The 18664-nt window shown below is 34.2% G+C and carries 13 protein-coding genes; 7 read left to right on the plus strand and 6 right to left on the minus strand.

Annotated features, from left to right (window positions below; all coding sequences use genetic code 11):
• Positions 1 to 82: 82 nt before the first annotated feature.
• The 5 genes from CQ046_RS19820 (at position 83) to CQ046_RS19845 (ending at position 7845) form a co-directional block, all read left to right on the plus strand.
• On the plus strand, positions 83 to 1510 hold the full coding sequence (locus CQ046_RS19820; RefSeq protein WP_228407000.1) for a peptidoglycan DD-metalloendopeptidase family protein: 1428 nt from the start codon (positions 83 to 85) through the stop codon (positions 1508 to 1510).
• Positions 1491 to 2585, plus strand: a complete 1095-nt coding sequence (locus CQ046_RS19825; RefSeq protein WP_105703926.1) for a hypothetical protein — start codon at positions 1491 to 1493, stop codon at positions 2583 to 2585. Before CQ046_RS19820 ends, CQ046_RS19825 begins: the two co-directional genes overlap by 20 nt.
• Before the next feature lie 8 nt (positions 2586 to 2593).
• Complete coding sequence (locus tag CQ046_RS19830; protein ID WP_123906656.1) at positions 2594 to 2950, plus strand: hypothetical protein; 357 nt, start codon at positions 2594 to 2596, stop codon at positions 2948 to 2950.
• 638 nt (positions 2951 to 3588) lie between these two features.
• Complete coding sequence (pyrF, locus tag CQ046_RS19840; RefSeq protein ID WP_105703929.1) at positions 3589 to 4968, plus strand: orotidine-5'-phosphate decarboxylase; 1380 nt, start codon at positions 3589 to 3591, stop codon at positions 4966 to 4968.
• A gap of 54 nt (positions 4969 to 5022) precedes the next feature.
• On the plus strand, positions 5023 to 7845 hold the full coding sequence (locus tag CQ046_RS19845; protein WP_228407001.1) for an aminopeptidase: 2823 nt from the start codon (positions 5023 to 5025) through the stop codon (positions 7843 to 7845).
• Positions 7846 to 7908: 63 nt separating this feature from the next.
• Here CQ046_RS19845 and CQ046_RS19850 read toward each other — a convergent pair whose 3' ends face one another.
• Positions 7909 to 8718: a T9SS type A sorting domain-containing protein gene (locus CQ046_RS19850; RefSeq protein ID WP_105703931.1), complete on the minus strand. Its 810-nt coding sequence runs from the start codon at positions 8716 to 8718 to the stop codon at positions 7909 to 7911.
• Positions 8719 to 8878: 160 nt separating this feature from the next.
• On the minus strand, positions 8879 to 9748 hold the full coding sequence (locus tag CQ046_RS19855) for a T9SS type A sorting domain-containing protein (protein WP_228407002.1): 870 nt from the start codon (positions 9746 to 9748) through the stop codon (positions 8879 to 8881).
• A gap of 151 nt (positions 9749 to 9899) precedes the next feature.
• On the opposite strand from CQ046_RS19855, the gene CQ046_RS19860 reads away from it, so the two are divergent.
• Positions 9900 to 13127 carry a hypothetical protein gene (locus tag CQ046_RS19860; protein WP_105703932.1) on the plus strand — a complete coding sequence of 1076 codons (3228 nt, stop codon included), beginning with the start codon at positions 9900 to 9902 and terminating at the stop codon, positions 13125 to 13127.
• Between the two features lie 75 nt (positions 13128 to 13202).
• Here the strand turns inward: CQ046_RS19860 and CQ046_RS19865 are convergent, their stop codons facing one another.
• Positions 13203 to 15170 carry a T9SS type A sorting domain-containing protein gene (locus CQ046_RS19865; protein ID WP_105703933.1) on the minus strand — a complete coding sequence of 656 codons (1968 nt, stop codon included), beginning with the start codon at positions 15168 to 15170 and terminating at the stop codon, positions 13203 to 13205.
• Positions 15171 to 15368: 198 nt separating this feature from the next.
• Here CQ046_RS19865 and dusB point away from each other — a divergent pair, with 198 nt between their 5' ends.
• Positions 15369 to 16364, plus strand: coding sequence for a tRNA dihydrouridine synthase DusB (dusB, locus tag CQ046_RS19870; protein ID WP_105703934.1), 996 nt, complete (start codon positions 15369 to 15371; stop codon positions 16362 to 16364).
• Positions 16365 to 16415: 51 nt separating this feature from the next.
• Here the strand turns inward: dusB and deoC are convergent, their stop codons facing one another.
• The 3 genes from deoC to CQ046_RS19885 are packed head-to-tail and all read right to left on the minus strand — an operon-like array spanning position 16416 to position 18598.
• Positions 16416 to 17159 (minus strand): deoxyribose-phosphate aldolase, encoded by a 744-nt coding sequence (gene deoC, locus CQ046_RS19875; protein ID WP_105703935.1) that lies wholly within the window; start codon positions 17157 to 17159, stop codon positions 16416 to 16418.
• 4 nt (positions 17160 to 17163) lie between these two features.
• On the minus strand, positions 17164 to 17634 hold the full coding sequence (locus CQ046_RS19880; protein ID WP_047379047.1) for an Lrp/AsnC ligand binding domain-containing protein: 471 nt from the start codon (positions 17632 to 17634) through the stop codon (positions 17164 to 17166).
• A gap of 28 nt (positions 17635 to 17662) precedes the next feature.
• Positions 17663 to 18598 carry an endonuclease/exonuclease/phosphatase family protein gene (locus tag CQ046_RS19885; protein ID WP_105703936.1) on the minus strand — a complete coding sequence of 312 codons (936 nt, stop codon included), beginning with the start codon at positions 18596 to 18598 and terminating at the stop codon, positions 17663 to 17665.
• Positions 18599 to 18664 lie beyond the last annotated feature (66 nt).

Here is an 18664-nt window from a genome sequence, read left to right on the forward strand (position 1 = left end):
AGAACTATCCGCAGAATCTCAGAAATTCGGGGTAAATTCGGAGGGCTTGATGGAAGTGGAGAAGGTGAAGAGTGCGGCGGGGGTGCAGAAGCAGCCGGAGCCAGAGAAGCCAGCAGATGGGAAATGTCCAAATTGTGAAAAAGATATAACTGTTGAACAATTACAAAAAATATATTCAGAGGTTAAAGATAAAATGCTTTTAGAAGATTTGGCAAAATCATTAAATAAATACAAGAAAGTATTTAAACTCGATACATGTGCTAGAAAAGCACATTTCTTTGCACAATCAATACAAGAGGCAGGCACAAACTTGAAAGGAGCATTACATGGTGAAAGCCTAGATTATGCTGCTATAGATTTACCTATACAATTTAAGGCTTTTAGAAAAAGAAATGCTAATGGAGAAGCTGTTGATAAATATGGTAATCCTACAAAAGATGAAAAAAAAACAGTTCCAAATGATTTAGCATATAAGTATGGACGAAGCGCAGAAAATAGATATATTGCAAATGAAAAGAAAATTGCCGAAATTGCCTATGGTAGTAGACTAGGGAATAAATCAGTAGAAGATACATGGAATTATAGAGGAAGAGGTCTATTGCAAATTACAGGAAGAGGAACATATGCAAAGATTCAGCAAAAGATAAATGATTTAGCATCTGACTCTAAAGTTCAAATTGCAGAAGGACAAGACAAAGATTATACTCCAAATGAAGCAGCAGTTACCGGAATGGTTGATTGGTATAAAGATAATATGTATTTGGAAGCAGATAAAACAGGGACTTTAGAAGATAATGATGTAGTTGATCTTATAATTAATATTATAAATCAAGACACCAACTCGAGAAAACAAAGAAAGGATAACTATAAAAAAACGAAAATAATTTTTGAAATTGATAAATGTTCAAAAGTTAAGCCACAACAAGATAAAGAAAAAAAATGCTCAGCCGATTGTTCACAATGCTTTGACTATGCAGATGTATGGCAAAATCCGGAAATTAGCTCAGATAATCATGGTAAAAATAATAATAGATTTGGTTATAATTCTGCAAGAGGTCATAAGGGTATTGATATAGTTTCTGGCCCTGAATATAAAGATGTACATTCATTAATGTGTGGAAAAGTAGTAGCTATAGTAGATTCTTTTAAAACTAATCAATACAAATTTCAAAGTCTAGGAAATACTTTAATGATAAAATCCAAAGATAAAGAAGGAAAAACAGTATTTATTTTATACTGCCATTTAAATAAGATATTCGTTAAAAATGGTGAAAAAGTAAAACACGGGCAAAAGGTAGCCCAATCAGGGTCAACAGGAAATGCATCAAGCAGTGAATTTCCAAATGGAGTAAAAGGACATGGAATAAATAAAAAATATTGGCATTGCCACATTGAGGCTGCAACAAAAGGGGATGGATACAACAACTTCCGTAATTTAGGAGCTTATAGAATAAAAGCAGAAGATTATATGAAAACAAAATTTGATAAAGATGGTAACCCGATTAAGTAAATTCATATCCTTACTGAGTATTATTTTAATATTAATATCTTGCAAAAATGATGCACAAAAAAGGACCGTAGAAATACAAAATATTGAGAAAAAAAAACAAAAAACCGATTTTTTTAATAAAAAATATTTCCATGGTTTTCTAATGTCAGTTGATGAATCTACACCAGCAGAACACCCTTTTTATAGTTATTTAAATTGTAAAGAAGAAGGATACTTTACTATACATTTCATACCCAAAAATAAAAATCTCATTTCTTTTTGGAAAAATAAATATTTTGAAGAAAATAAATACGAATATGATGATTTAATAACTGAAAATAGAATTATTAATCAACTATTAGATGGAAAATATAATCTCTACAATATCTTTTGTTTCCAAATAACAAATAAGTATTTAGATTATTCAAATGGATGCACAGAAGAAAGCATAAATTTAAAAATTAATGCTATCGCTGATATATATCTTTACAATCCTAATACAAAACAATGGGATTTTCAAAAAAAAATAAAGGTCGACAGACTTCCACCACAAGCTGATAACAAATTCTTTTTGGATAATTTTCCATCAATCATAACTTATGTTAATGAAGACAAACCAAAATCCAATTCTACAAAAAGTGAGATTGCTATTAATGGAGAAAATATTTTTCACATCGACAATAATAAATTAATAATAAGGGAAGATTTATTAAATAAAATCAATAATAATTCAAATATAGACCATGGTAAGGATGCTTCGTTATTAAATAGTTATGTCTTAGGTCTTCTTTCAAAAAGAAAAGCAAAAGAACAACTTTCGTTTAACGATGAAAATCTTTATAAGATAATTGCCTATACAATAAATATCGTTGACCCTATATACTATAAATATTTTGATGAAAAAGATATCTTTTGGGGAAAATATAGTTTCGGAGATTCCAGAGGAGGAGCTAGTTTAAGCGAAGCACTTGTATTGTCTAAACTCTTATCAACACAGGATCTAGATAATATGATATTACAATTCAGAAAAAACAATTATTACAATTTAGAAAACCTGAAAGTTATGCTAGAAAAAACATCTTGGTTTGAACCATAAATATAAAAATGATGAAAAACTTTATGGCTTTACTACTTCTTATATTCTTCTTTTTCAGCTGCAAAGGCCAGGATAAAGATGAAAAAAAGAAAATAGATACAAAAGTTTATGTTGCCAACTGTAAAGGCAAATATTCTACAAAAGAAAAATTAACTGAAAGAGGCAAAACATGGTCTCTCAATAATAATGATATTGAAAAAATCATGAATTTATCAGTTCCTCTTACTGAAGAAGAATGGCATTTTTCATATCCGATTACACCATGTAATATTAATATAAAAGGTTATTTATATAAAGGAAAAAAATATGACTTACAAATTAATGGGGGTTCATATATTTCTTTTTTTGATGGAAAAAAAACATAAATCTTAGGATGTGAACTACCGGAATGTAAAAAGTATTTTCTCAAATCTAAAGAAAATATGGAAGAAGAAGATCTACCCTCTTCTTCTAATTCAGAATCTACACAAACTAAAAATTAAAGAGTTAACTTTAATAAAAGTGATAAGAATGATATCGTTTTTATAGAAAAAAATATAAATGACTATACTTTAAAAGCACAAACTGATAATAAAGTATTTTTTACCAAAAACATTAGCTGTGATTTTATAGAAATAAATACTAATACAAAAAACAAACAAGCTTTCAATTTAATCTTGGGTTACACTGATCAATATCAAAATACGTCTCGGAAAATAGTTATACCAGTATTTTTCAAAAATAATGATTTATTTATTGAAAAATTATTCATTGCAACTTTGGGAACGAGTGCTAAAACAGGCGAGGAAGAGTGGATACAAAAAGAGATTTCTGAAAAAACATCGCTCAAACAGCTTAATTTGGATAAAATCCTATCAGAATAAATGAAAAATATTCTCCCTAATATAACTGAGTAATTTCACACCATTCTGGTCAATCCGGGATGGTTTTTTATTTACAAATGAGCGATAAATTTTTGAGCCTTATTTCAATTGCTTAAATTTGCAATATCTAATAAAAAATAATGGAAAGTAAAAAAGAATTCTTCTTAGAGTGCTACAAGCTAGGGATCATCAAATTCGGAAGGTTTACCCTGAAAAGTGGTATTGAAAGCCCATTTTATGTAGACCTGAGACCTTTGGCTTCAGATCCTAAAATTTTAAAAAATCTTGCTAATTATTTATTGGAAATGCTTCCATTAGATAATTTTGATTTAATCTGTGGAGTTCCTTACGCTGCTCTTCCAATGGCAACTGCAATGTCTCTGGAAAGCTATATTCCATTAATTATTAAAAGAAAAGAAGCCAAAAGCTATGGTACCAAAAAATTGATCGAAGGAATTTACCAGAAAGGGCAAAACTGTCTTTTGGTAGAAGATGTTATCACTTCAGGAAAGTCTTTATTAGAAACCATTCCTGAAATAGAGCAGGAAGATCTTAAAGTTTCTGATATTGTAGTGGTACTGGATAGAGAACAAGGAGGAAAGCAGCTATTAGAAGGCAAAGGCTACAGAGTACACACTCTTTTCAATATTTCGGAGGTATGTGATATTCTTCAGGAAACCGGAGAATTATCTGATGAAGAGGTTAAAAGAATTCAGGATTTCCTACAGGGTAACCACATTCAGTTTGAAGAAGAAACAAGATCTTCTTATGAAGAGAAACTTGAAGCTACACAACATTCTGTATCAAAAAAATTACTGGAAACAGCTTTAGCGAAAAAATCAAACCTTATTGCTTCTGCTGATGTTACAACGACTCAGGAGCTATTGGAACTTGCTGAAAAGGTAGGCCCGCACGTTATTGCTTTAAAAACACATATCGATATCATTTCCGATTTTGAGTACGAAAAAACAATTACTCCTTTAAAAGCTATTGCTGCAAAACATCAGTTTTTATTGATGGAAGACAGAAAATTTGCTGACATCGGAAATACACAAGAACTTCAGTTTACAAGTGGGGTTTTCAAAATTACAGACTGGGCAGATTTCGTAACTTCGCAAGTAATCGGAGGTTTTGAATCATTAGACTGCTTCAAAAATGTAGGAGTGGTAGCCATTGTTGGAATGTCCTCAAAAGGAGCGCTTACAACAGCCAGCTACCGTGAAGAAGCTTTAAAAGTAGCTTTATCCCATCCAAATGTAATTGGTGGAGTATCTCAAAACAAAATTCCGGAAGACCTTTTATTATTCACTCCGGGAGTAAATCTTGCAGATTCAGGAGATGGTAAAGGACAGCAGTACAATACACCGGAGCATGTATTTAAAACACTACACACGGATTTTATTATTGTAGGAAGAGGAATCTACAAATCCAATGATCCTGAAGCATCTGCCATCACTTATAAGACAGAAGGATGGAATGCTTATATTAATTCTTTGGATAAAAAAGCAATTCAAGGTTAAAATCCTACTCAAGTATATACAAAATAAGTTATATTTGGGCTTTATCACGAATATTTGAAAAAGCTCAGCATTTGCCTTATTTTGTTCTGGGGAGTCGCACAGGTCTCTGCACAGAAAGACAGTATTTATATTGAAGCAAAACTGTCTCCTGACAAGAAGAACCTTGAGATCAATCAGGAAATTGTTTATTACAATCATTCCGGAAAAGATCTTCAGACTGTAAAACTCCTGAATTGGGTTTCCGCTTACAACAGACGTGGAACCTCTTTAGTCTACAGAAAACTGGAAGACCGGAATACGGATTTGCACTTTGCAAAAAGTGATCAATTGGGTAAACTTCTTGAATTGAATATTAAAAATTCAGAAAATGAAGTTATACCTGTCAGTAACCTCTCAGATGAAAATCTTTTTATTCCTCTGAAAAACATACTGAAACCTGGCGAAAGTGTCACGTTACAGCTGCAATACAGAATGCAGCTTCCCGATAAAACTTTTACGGGATATGGAACATCCGCTCAGAATACGGTATTAAAATATTTCTTTATTGTTCCGGATCATTTTGATCCGGACAATATTTCCAAAAGAAAGTATCACGATATTGAAGAACCTGTAAGTTTCAATACTTTCTGGACTGTCAACTTTGATATTCCTGTCAATACTTTTGTAGAAGGTAATCTTCCACAGATTCAGATGAATTCTTTTAAAGGAGGTCTGGATTCTGATCCTGAGTTTTTAATTTCTTCTATTGGATATCCTTCCATAAAAACCGATATTGATGGAGACGAAACCGAAGTCAAATTTGGATATAACCTGAATCCTGAAGAAAAGCAGAACCTGGAATTTTATCTTCCTCTACATTTAAAATTCCTTAAAGAGAGACTGGGTATTCTTCCTAAAAGTCTTTTTATTTCAGATAAATTCAGAGCTAAAGAAGACTTTTTTGGAAATAATGATATTACTTTCTGGAAATTCAGATTCCAGTTATTTACCAATACCGAAAAAACGGATCTGGATTACTTTGGAATGATTACCAAGAAAATTCTTGATGAAACCGTTATTGCAGATAAAGAGAAAGATCATTGGTTTAAAAATGGTTTAAAATCTTATCTGGAAATTCAGTATCTGAAAAAATTCTATGCTGACACAAAACTTTTAGGTACCCTTCCAGAAACTAAAATTTTCGGATTTAAGCCTTTAAAATTATTCCATGCCTCCAAAGTAAAACTTCTGGATCGCTACGGCCTTTCCTATCAATATATCATGCTGCAAAATCTTGATCAGAAAATTACTGAACATTTTCCTGTTTTAAGTAATTTCAATGATATGGCTGTAAGCAGTTTTGAAACCGGAAGTCTGTTCAATTATTCAGCAGATAAAATGGGATATGATCATTTCAATGATATTGTAAAAAATTATATTTCTCAGAATTCAGGAAAAAGAATACATCCTGAAGATTTTCTGACATCTCTTTCCGAAAAAAATAAATCAACGGCTTATCTTTCAAACTTTTTCAAACAGAAGAACAGAGTTGATTTCAAATTAAAAAACATTCGAAAAGAGAACGATTCACTTCAAATAAATATTGTAAAAAATACCGATATTTCTATTCCTGTAAAACTGGAAACAGAAACTAAAGATGGCGAAAAGAAATCTTACTGGATAGATACTGAAGAAAATGAACGTATGACCAGCCTGACGCTTCCTGCTTCAGATAATATTTACAAAGTCACTTTAAACAGTGGCTACATCTTTCCGGAATCCAATTACAGAGATAATTTTCTATATGCAAAAGGAATTTTTTCCAATGCAAAAAAGATTAAACTTAAATTAATAAAAGATATCCCCAATCCGGAATACAACGAAATTTACATCAGTCCCAGAGTACGTTTCAACAATACTTATGATAAATTCCTTTTGGGAGTCAATTTAAAAAACCAGTCTTTCTTTGATCAAAAATTCCTGTACTCAGTTACACCAACCTATAGTACAGGAACAGGAAAACTGACTGGCTCCGCAGCGGTTTCCTACTCTATTCTGCCTGCAGAAAGTATTATCCGAAGCTTAACCTTTGGACTATCCGGTTCTTATTTTCATTATGATTATAATCTGGCTTACAGAAAGACTTCCATATCCTCCTCTATCAATTTCAGAAAGAATCCCAGAAGTACGGTAAGCAGAGGAATCGGGGCTTCTTATAACTATTTCGAGAGAGATCTTAGTCCTTTAATGATTGCTAACGACGATTACAGGAAGTATAATCTCTGGAGTATCGGATATGGCTATAGCGACAGCCAGATGATTCATGAAAAAAGTTTTAGTCTGAGCGCCCAGGGAATGGAAGATTTCAATAAAATAACTGCTGAAGGTTTCTACAGATGGGAATTTGCTCCTAAACAAAAGCTTAGCTTACGTTTATTTGCCGGATATTTTCTAAGAAATAATACCAGAAATAATCTTTTCGATTATGGTATTTCAAGGGTTTCCAATTATTCATTCTCTTATACTCTTTTGGGAGAAAGTGCCAGCAGTGGTCTTCTTTCACAACAGTTTATATTAGCTGACGGTGGTTTTAAATCATTTCTACCAGGAACCGTGAACCAATGGATCACATCTGCAAACGTAGATTCAAGCATCTGGAAAATATTCCATGTATATGCAGATGCCGGAGTATATAAAAACAAAGATCTTCCTGCCAAATTCATATGGGATACCGGAGTTAAAGTAAGAATTATCCCTGATTTCCTGGAAGTTTATTTCCCGATACAGTCTTCTTTAGGATTTGAACCTTCATTCAAAGATTACGGAAAACGCATCAGATATACATTGATCCTTAATCTTGGATCGATTATCAATGCAGCAAGAAGAGGATGGTATTAAGATTCTTGAAAACAAAAAAATAAAAGGACAGCTGATGAATATGCTGTCCCTTTTTATTAAAAACTAATCTTTTATAATTTTCTGTGAAATCGGAATATTATTGATAGTTCCTGTTACAATATAAGTTCCTTTTGGTAACTCAGCAATATCAAGACTTGAGGCTAATTTTGTGGGTGATTTTTTAACAACCTGTCTGAATGTATCGTATACTTTCACATCTTTCACCTCTGTTCCGAATACTACTTTACTGTCTTTTATAAAAGGATTCTGTACAAAACCTGATTTCACACTTCCTTCGAGTGAAAAATCTGCCATATTATCATTATTACTCACTAATGTTCTTTTAATGGCAGTGGTGGTAGTGGGAGAAGGAGCCGGCCCATCACCTTTAAATTGATCCGCATTTGATCCATATCCTACAAAGTCAAGGACATTGGATGCAGAAGGCCCTGTAACCTGCACTATATTTCCAGCTAAAGCTATTTTCCCTGAAACACTGGAAATCTTCAACCCGGAAGATTTGTTGGGCGTGCCATCAAAATTAGTTATTGTAGTGGCAATAAAATTGGGTATTGGTAACTCTTCAGTACCATCTTGAATGACTGATTCCTGAATTAAGTAGGTTTCTTCGGGACCTAAAGTCAAATCAGGCAGCGTATGATATTCAGTAAAAGCACCAATAGCAGGCCCATACTGTATACTGGCTCCCGTCAAAGAAACCAGATTGGTTCCGATATTCTTAAGCACAATATAGTTATTTTTCAATACAGCACCTGAGTTGGCATTACCGCCATAAATCTCATTGATCACAATCTGGGCGTTCGAAAAGGTTGTTAATAATAAAAGCCCTGCAATAGTAAAGATTTTTTTCATCGTATTAATTTTAGAAATGGATTTGAAATAAAAATATCAAAAACAATACCACCAAATTAAGAAATAAACACGATAGAAAGATTTAAAAATCAACAAATAAGCCCATAAAAGAAACAGCCACTTCAATGAAGCGGCTGTTTTTATTTTTATTGTAAAGAGATTAGTCTTTAAGAACTTTTTGAGAAACAGGCTGGTTGTTTACTGTACCTGTTACAATATAGTTTCCTTTTGCCAATTCAGCAACGCTTACAGTTCCATTTTGTTTTACAGATGTTTCTTTTACAAGCTGTCCGAACATATTGAAAACTTTTACGTCTTTTACATCAGATCCGAAAACAATCTCGTTGTTTTTAACGAAAGAATTCTTTACTAAGTTTCCTGATTTTGCGTTTTTAGTATCAATAACAGCTAGAGATGCAGTAGACGAAGTAATTACTAAAGAAACATCATCGATTCTCCAGTTAGCCGTACCAGCAGAAGGAGTACCTGTACCAGCACTATCACTACCATAGATTCTTAATGTAACTGGAGCTGATTCTGCACCTACTAGATTAGCACCTGCAAAAGTAATACTGCTCAATGCCCATGTACTGTTATTATTAACATTTGCAGTACCAATCGCAGTAGCATAATTATCAATGCTAGAATATACTGTGATCTTTCCTGGCCCAGTAGATGTTCCTCTAGAACCTAAACTTAAAGAATTCAAAGTTACTTTATTACCTGAAACAGGAGTAACAGTTACACTGAAATAAGTACTTGTAGCAGTAGAAAGAGCTTCTTTATAAGCAGCAGCACCAAAATTACTAGATCCACTAGCTCCTGTATAGCCGCTAGATGCGGAAGAAGTAGCAATTAGAGCTGTAGTACCATTATTATTTCCCTGAGCTGTCGCGAATGCTACATTTGAAATATTAGCATTTGTACCAGAAATAGGATTTACAGAAGTACAATCCCAAACATAAGTTGTCTGTGCAAAAGCAACTGCACTCATCACTACTGTCGCGAAAAGAGAATAAAGTTTTTTCATGATTTAATTTTTCTTGTTAATAATTTTCTTACACCACAAAACTACATTTATTTTTTTAGCTGATACAATAAACAGGTTAAGTTTTTGTTAATTATAGTTAAACCCTTAATGTTAACATTTTTTAATTATTTTTACGAATTATTTTTAAAAGTTGCGGAATTTTACTCTTGTATTCATTTTTTTCTTCTTAGGCATATTTTCAGGAAATGCTCAGGTATTCTCGTGGAAAAATCCCAACATTCCTGAAGACAGCATAAAAAGAGACAGTATCCTAGCCGCAAGACTTGAACAGGATATCTTTGCAAAAGATACCCTTGACTTCATAAGAACACACAATAAAATCGTTATTGATGAAGCTGTACTGGCAAAAAATGATAAAAAAAGATTTTTAGGCGAGCTTAATTCGAAAGGTTCCATTATCCGTGGAATTACTTTTGGAAATAATCAGGGACAATCCGTACAAAGTTCTATGGATCTCCAGATCTCAGGGAGATTATCCAAAGATGTCACCATTTTAGCCAGTATTTCAGACCACAATCTCCCTATTCAGGCGGATGGTTATACCCAGACTTTGGAGGAGTTTGATAAAATCTATATGCAGCTTAACATCAAGGAAAAGTCTATCCTCAGAGCCGGGCATCTTGATCTTGTAGAAGCTAAAAATTATTTTGCGAAATACCAGAGAAGGAGTATGGGACTTCAGTTCCAGACAGAATTCGGGAAAGAAAATAAGACTTTTGTAGATATTTCTGCCGGTGTTGCACGAAGTGAATTCCACAGAATCCGTTTTCAGGGGATTGAAGGTAACCAGGGACCTTATCGTCTGACAGGTAAGAATGGTGAACAATTTATCACGTTGATCTCCGGTTCCGAGCAGGTTTTCATTGATGGTATTTTGATGAAACGAGGAGAAAATCAGGATTATATCATTAATTATAATACGGGTGAAGTTACCTTTACCAGTTTCCGTCCTATTTTCCAACAGAATTTCATTACGATTTCTTATAACTACGCCAACAGAAATTATTCAAGATATTTATTTACCGGAAAAGTTGAACATCAGAGAGAAAAATTCAAAGTAGGGCTTAACTGGTTCATGGAAAATGACAATAAGAATGCCCCTCTTTCTCTAAGTCTTTCTAAGGAGGATGAACAAATTCTTGCAGAAGCCGGAAATGATCCTAATCTAATGTATGCACCATCAGGAGTAGTAACACAGTATGATGTCAATAAAATTTTATACAAATTAAATACTGCCGGAAACTTCTATGAATTTTCTACAGATTCCAGCTTAACGTTATATCAGGTTTCTTTTACTTATTTCGGAGCCAATCTGGGAGATTATAAAATAGCTCAAACTACAAACAACGGACGTGTTTTCCAATATGTAGGACCAAATGCCGGAGATTACAGAGCGGTAAGAAAACTTCCTTCCCCACAAAAATCTCAGGTATACTCTCTAAACTCAGAATATCTATTGAATGAGGGAAAAATAGGAGCAGATATTTCCCTGAGTAATTATGATGTCAATTTATTTTCATCCAAAGATTCTAATCAGAATATGGGATATGCATGGCGTATTTTTGGAAATAAAAGTTTCACAAAGAGCACATGGAAAGGAACACCTAGTTTCGAATATCAATATATAGACAGACAGTTTCATATCCTTGACCGTATCAATGATGTGGAATTCTCCAGAGATTTCAACCTTGCGCAGGAATTTAATAAGAAGACTCAAAACAGATTTATTTTCAGCTTCCTGAATAAATGGAACAACAAATCTACTTTGAATTACCGTGTCAATTATCTGAATGAACAAAATTCTTACAAAGGACTCAAAAACGATCTGGATTTTGGCTGGATCACTGGAAAATTCTTTACGAAAGGGAATTTATCTTTCCTGAATACCAATGCTACTCTTCAGGATACCAAATTCATCCGTGGAGGAGTTTCAACTGAATTTACCGGTAAAAAAGGAAGCTGGGCAATTGGTGGAAGCATGGAGCACAATGAGAAAAAGTACAATGATACTCAGCTTATGGATGTCACAAGTTTCAGCTGGAAAGAAATCTTTTTACAAAAGAAAATAGGTGACAGTACAAGGACAAAGTTATTGGCCAAGGTATACATGAGGGATAATGACTCTGTGCGTGATAACAGGCTTCAGAATATGAATAATATTTTGGGATTCATGGCAGAAAGTCAGATCATCAAAACGGAAAGAACCACTTTAAATGCTTTAATTCATTATAGAAAGTTTTTCTACTCCGGAGCAGAAGGTGATGTAACCCGAAATAATGACTTTGTAGTTGGAAATATTTTATACAATCAGCAGCTTTTCAGAAACGGTATGCGTCTTCAGGCTTTCTATGAACTTGGAAACGGACAGGAAGCACAGAGAGAGTTCCAATACATTAAAGTAACGGATGGCCAAGGTGTTTACAAATGGACGGATTATAACGGAGACGGAATCCAGCAGCTGGACGAATTTGAAATTGCTGAATATTCCGATCTTGCACAATATATTCGTGTGTATACAAATTCTGTAAGATACATCCCTTCCAACAAAAATAAATTACAGTTGGCTTTATTTGTCAATCCGGCTATTGTTTTCAACTCGGAGAACGGATTTTTAAAACGTTGGAATTTCAATATTTCATTGAATTCTCAAAACTCATTCTATAAAAAAGATAAAGTACTTGTTTTAAATCCTTTTGAAAAGAACAGCGATCAGATCCTTAAAAATCAAAATATCCTTGCTTCTGTACAGTTCAATCCTACTGACAAATCAGGCTGGAACGGAAACTACAGATTTATCACCAACGATAACCTTATCAATGCCAATTTCAGTAATGAAGAACGTGAGCAGACCTCTCATTTCCTGAATGTAGGATATTGGTTCAATAAGGAGTTCAGGGTTGACTGGGAAAATTCTGTTCATGATATTAAAAACTCTTCACAATTGTTTGGAACAAGAGATTACCGTCTTAATAACTTTGAAACAAAACCTAAAGCCACTTATAAGTTTACAGATGCTATCCAGGCTGAACTGTCTTCGGCTTTCCGTCAGAAACAAAGACTGGACGGTGAGGAGCTTCTTAAAGCATTTGATGTTACGGGAACCATTCAGTGGGAGCGTAGAAAAACGTCTATCCGTGGAAATTTCTCATTCATCAGCAACAATTTCACAGGAAACAATTTCAGTATTGTAGGAAACCAGATGCTGGATGGTCTGAAGCCAGGAAAAAACCAGGTATGGAGCGTATTCATCCAACAGGCGATCAACTCATTTATTCAGCTGAATCTTAATTACGAAGGAAGAAATTCGGGTGACCGAACCATTCATATCGGAAGTATGCAGGTGAAAGCAAGCTTCTAAGAACAACAGTTATTATTTAAATAAAAAAATCCCCAATATCGCTATTGGGGATTCTTATTGATTATCAGTTGAATTTTATTTTTTAATAATTTTCAGTGATTGTGATCCTTTTTCACTATTCACTTTTAAGATATAAACTCCTGCAGGAGCACGTCTCATATCTACATAACCTTTTTCAGCATTGATTGTCTCGTTAAGAATTCTCTGTCCTGAAACATTGTATACTTCTACATCTTTGATTCTACTGTCATTATTGATATAAACATAGTCTACAACCGGGTTCGGATAAACATTTATTGTATTCTTTTTCGCAGATTCATTAACAGCCAGTATAGAAGCTGTAAACTCAAAGCTTCCAAGATCCGGTGTTAAAACATTTCTGATATTTCCAGCAGCGTCCAATATCACTTCAGCCACCGGAGTTCCTTTATTATCAAGCGCTGCATTTCCCGTCGCAGACAAATGGAAATCAGTAGCTGAAACAAATACCGGCAGAATATTCAGTGAGTTTACATTCCCTCCAAATCCAGCCTGAATATCTGCAAGCGTAGCTTTTGCCAGTCCTCCGATATATCCCAGATTCGTCCCTGAAGAATAAAAATTGTTAAAATTTATAGTTGAAAAAACCGTACTGGCTGCTCCGGCATAAATAGCATATCTATCCCCTGCCTGTGTCTGTGTATTGACAAAAAGATTATTTCTTACATCAATACCTCCCAAACCGGTTACTCCATTGGTGATATTTAAAGCAGCAGGTCTTCCTGCAATAGTTTGGCTTACGTCCATCACCACGGTATTATAATATATTTTATATCCTCCTCCGGCAACAATGACAAGACCATTTCCGTTGTCATTCACTCCTCCGGTTGTAGCATATCCATAACCCGCTACACCACTCACGATATTATTAGCAACTAGTGTATTGGAGGTAAGGCTCGTTGATGCCAAATGAATCCCCTGTGCTCCATATCCGAGTGTGTTGGTATTTTTTATACCATTAATTTTATTATTATCTATAATTAATCCAGAGGTTGCTGCGCCTGCGTAAATCCCTGCAAAAATACCTCCTGTACCACTGGAAGTAAAATTGGAAATTGTATTCGCTCTTACAATAATATTGGCTGTAGGTGATGCTCCTGTATTTCCTGAGGTAACAGTTATTCCTGATGCTCCTCCTGAAGAAGTACCTGTATATCCGAGATTAGTAATAGTATTGGAAACAACAGAGCAGTTAATCGTTGAAGTTGCCAGCCAGATTCCTCTTTTGATCTCAGCATTGGCTGTTTCAAAGTTTCCAATTGTATTATTGCTTACTGTTACTCCATCAGCACCTTGTACATAGATCCCACCAAGGCGTATAGCATCTGCACCAGAAGCTGATAAATCATTTCCGGTCACCAATGTATTCGCTCCATTACCCGCACCAGTGGCAGCAAATAAATACATTCCCATATAAGCTTTCTTCACAGAATTATTCTGAATAGTAACATTATTAAAGAAACCACCTGTAGGAGTGGTATTTCCATCATACATTACAAATGCTGAAGAAGTATTGATACCATTTACAATATTCAGATTTTTAACCATAATATTCGTGTTTGCAGCAGCTGCAGAAGTCGCAATAAATGTAAGTACCTGCGGTGCTGTAACAGAAATATTGGTAAGGGTAAGGTCTTTTGTTGTTCCTGAAGCAGCATTGCTTCCATCCAGGGTAATGTTACTTCCTAGTATTCTCACCAAAGGTGCACTGGCAATATCACCTGAAATAGCAGCCGTAACTCCTACTGCCGGCTTAATCACAACAGAAGTATAACTTGTTGCTCCGCCGCTTGCATTAAGGCTAGCCGTTGCTGTTTCTGTAGTATTAGCTGTGATACTGATTGAAATTGCTCCCTGATGCGTTCCTGCATTAATAGCGTCGAATGCCCCTTTTAATGTAGTATAAGTTCCTGTAGCTGTTCCTGCCGTAGCAGAGATATTTACTTGTGAATAAAAATTTGATGAAACCAAAATTACCATCAAACAAAATAGAATTTTTCTCATGACATTAATTTTTATTATACTAAATATAGAAAATAATTCTCAATAAAATTTAAAAAACATTGAAAACAAATCAATTATATTGAATAATAATTAAACAAAATATCATAAAATCCCTTAAACAAATCAACACAAATAAAACACGATACCACATTTAAATTAAAAAAATATTGTTTTTTCAGAATTTCGTAAATTTGCACCATGATAAAAATAGGCAACATAGAACTGCCGGAATTTCCACTTTTGTTGGCTCCGATGGAAGATGTAAGTGATCCTCCGTTCAGACGTTTGTGTAAAATGCATGGTGCAGATTTAATGTATTCGGAATTTATTTCTTCCGAAGGGTTGATTCGTGACGCTATCAAAAGCCGTAAAAAGCTTGATATTTTCGATTATGAAAGACCAGTTGGGATACAGATTTTCGGTGGAGACGAAGAAGCAATGGCTATGTCCGCAAGAATTGTTGAAACAGTAAATCCGGATCTCGTAGATATCAATTTTGGATGTCCTGTAAAAAAAGTTGTCTGCAAAGGAGCTGGAGCAGGTGTTTTGAAAGATATTGACCTCATGGTTCGTCTCACAAAAGCCGTTGTAAGCTCTACTCACCTGCCTGTAACTGTTAAAACCCGCTTAGGATGGGACAGCCATACCATCAATATTGATGAAGTAGCAGAACGCCTGCAGGAAACAGGAATCAAAGCGCTTACCATACATGCCAGAACCCGAGCTCAAATGTACAAGGGTGAAGCAGACTGGGAACATATTTCCAGAATCAAACAAAATCCTAATATTGAGATTCCAATTTTCGGAAATGGCGATATAGATTCTGCCGAAAAGGCATTAGCATACAAACAAAAATATGCCTGCGACGGGATTATGATAGGACGTGCCGCTATTGGTTATCCATGGATATTTAATGAAATCAAGCATTTCTTTAAAACAGGAGAACATTTGCCTGAGCCTACCATATCAGACCGATTATTAGCTGTTCGCCAACATGCAGAATGGAGTGTAGAATGGAAGGGTGAAAGATTAGGATTGGTAGAAATGAGACAGCATTACAGCAATTATTTCAGAGGAATCCCTCACTTCAAGGAGTTCAGAAAAAAATTCCTGGAAGTTTTCACACTGGAAGAAATGAACAGCTTAATCCAGGAAACTCAACAATTCTACGAAGAGTATCAGGCACAGATATAAAAACAAAAACCATCAGTTTTTCTGATGGTTTTTTATTATTTAAAATTTTGATTAATATCCTTCGGATGAAGATTTGTTTTCAATCAGAGCTAATGCTGAAGAGGTTCCGATTCTCTTTACTCCCATGCTGATCATTTTCTCAGCATCTTCAGGAGTCTTTACACCACCTGCTGCTTTTACAGGAAGCTTCCCTGCGTTATTGAGCATGATGGTAATCCCTTCAAAGGTTGCCCCGTTAGGCTTTCCATCAGTAGTTTCGTAAAACCCTGTTGAAGATTTAACAAAAATTTTCGAGAGGTCATTTTCGGAGAAATTCTCTTCTGCCCAGGTAGAAATATTTTTAGTAAGATCCGCAATTTGTTCATTTGTCAAAGCAGCAATTTCAATAATCCATTTTGCTACTTTGTGATGTTCAAGAGATAATCTCGTACATTTTACAAACTCTTCTTTTACCAATGCTATATTTCCTTGTAAATAAGCGGTATAATTAATAACAAAATCCAACTCATCTGCACCGTCTTCTATTGCTTTTGATGCTTCTGCAAGCTTCTCTTCAATAGAATAAGTACCTTCATGAAAGCCTATTACAGTTCCTACTGCAACATTTGAATTTTTCTCCTGAATATATTTCTTGACCTCAGATACATAATCGGGACGAATCATCACTGCAAAAATACCTTTATCTATTGCCTCCTGCGCTAGTTCTTTATCTTTTTGAAGTGTTTCTTCGTGGGAAATACCTGATTGTTCTGGTGTCTTCAGGTAGGTTGAATCCAAATATTGGGCTATGTTCATATCGTTATACTTTCAATTGTCTGTAAATACCTTGTTCCAAAGATATAAAAGTTTCTGTTCTTGTTACTCCTTTCAGCTTCTGAAGCTTATTCAGAATCTGCATTAAATGATCATTATCTTTACAAAGAACTTTCAGGAATATCGTATAATTTCCTGTAGTATAGTGGGCTTCCACTACTTCGTTAATATCATGTAAAGATTTTACTACTTCTGGATAATGGCTTGGCTGATCCAGAAATACACCGATGTAGGAAATCACCTTATATCCAATTTTTTTAGGATTAAGAAATGATATTGAATTTTCAATAACTCCTGCATGTTCGAGTTTTTTGATTCTTTGATGCACTGCAGTGGTAGAAATACCAACATTTTTGGAAATGTGGGCTAAAGAAGTTTTAGCATTATCCATCAACATGTAGATGATTTCTTTGTCAATAGAATCTAAATGGTAGCTTGTGTTGCTCGAATTTTTCATTTTCTACTTTTTTTATTATTTATGTTTTTTACTGTAAATTTTTAAATTTTACAAAAACCGGAAAGTGATCACTATATCCTCCTAAATACCGGGTACCAGCATATGTTCGGAAAGGTCTTCCTTCAAAATTTCTGGTTCTGCTGCGGATTTTTTCAGAATTAAATACATGCGCATCCTGAAAAGCCAGCGTCTTATTATCAAGCAAAGATCTTGACATAATGATCTGATCATACAACAATCCAGATTTATAATGAAAAGTAGAATAATTTCTTGTAGAAAACAATTTCTGAAAAGGGTTCATTAAAACCTTCTCATGATCATTGTCATAGAGAATCTGTACTAAATTTTCATCATCCGGGTTTTCGTTAAAATCACCACACAATATGACATGCTCTTTATCAGCATTTACAATTTTCATAATCCGTTCCCGGACTTCATTCAATATAAAGGTTCTCTTAGGTTTATTAATATCTTTTTCTCGCTTAGAGGGAAGATGGGCGATAAAGACATTAATAATTTCCCCTTTATATTTTATTTTTGAAAAAAGTACGTCTCTTGTTGTGTCGTAATTTCCTTTGTTTTTATTTTCTATTTCAAAAAAGAAAGTAATGGTTTCAGAATCTATTATCTCTACTTTATTTTTATCATATAACATTGCTACATCCACTTTTCTTTCGTCCATAGAATTGTAATGTACAATTCCATACTGCGAATTAAAGGGCTCCATCTCCACGAGATCTTCCAAAACTTTCCTTCCGGAAACTTCAGACAATCCAATGATAAATGGCAATACACCATTATCTTCTTTCATCAACTGAAATACGTGTGAGATTTTAAAAAGCTTGTTTTTATATCTCTTTTCATCCCAATTCCTCAATCCTGACCGGGTAGGATCTAATTTGTGGACAGGTTTCGGATCGGGTAAAAATAAATTTTCAACATTATAAAAAGAGAACAGTTCCATCTACCTAATTTCTATACTTTAATTTATTATGTTCTTTTCTTTAGGGTGTCAAATTTATATTTTTTT

Source organism: Chryseobacterium sp. MYb7 (genome assembly GCF_002979455.1).
In the GTDB taxonomy this organism is placed as follows: domain Bacteria; phylum Bacteroidota; class Bacteroidia; order Flavobacteriales; family Weeksellaceae; genus Chryseobacterium.

Excerpts from the sequence above, each read along its gene's own strand:
- CQ046_RS19865 (WP_105703933.1), bottom strand. The coding sequence starts at position 15,170 with ATGAGAAAAATTCTATTTTGTTTGATGGTAATTTTGGTTTCATCAAAT.
- pyrF (WP_105703929.1), top strand. The coding sequence starts at position 3,589 with ATGGAAAGTAAAAAAGAATTCTTCTTAGAGTGCTACAAGCTAGGGATC.
- CQ046_RS19830 (WP_123906656.1), top strand. The coding sequence starts at position 2,594 with ATGATGAAAAACTTTATGGCTTTACTACTTCTTATATTCTTCTTTTTC.
- CQ046_RS19880 (WP_047379047.1), bottom strand. The coding sequence starts at position 17,634 with ATGAAAAATTCGAGCAACACAAGCTACCATTTAGATTCTATTGACAAA.
- deoC (WP_105703935.1), bottom strand. The coding sequence starts at position 17,159 with ATGAACATAGCCCAATATTTGGATTCAACCTACCTGAAGACACCAGAA.
- CQ046_RS19850 (WP_105703931.1), bottom strand. The coding sequence starts at position 8,718 with ATGAAAAAAATCTTTACTATTGCAGGGCTTTTATTATTAACAACCTTT.
- dusB (WP_105703934.1), top strand. The coding sequence starts at position 15,369 with ATGATAAAAATAGGCAACATAGAACTGCCGGAATTTCCACTTTTGTTG.
- CQ046_RS19885 (WP_105703936.1), bottom strand. The coding sequence starts at position 18,598 with ATGGAACTGTTCTCTTTTTATAATGTTGAAAATTTATTTTTACCCGAT.
- CQ046_RS19855 (WP_228407002.1), bottom strand. The coding sequence starts at position 9,748 with ATGAAAAAACTTTATTCTCTTTTCGCGACAGTAGTGATGAGTGCAGTT.
- CQ046_RS19825 (WP_105703926.1), top strand. The coding sequence starts at position 1,491 with ATGGTAACCCGATTAAGTAAATTCATATCCTTACTGAGTATTATTTTA.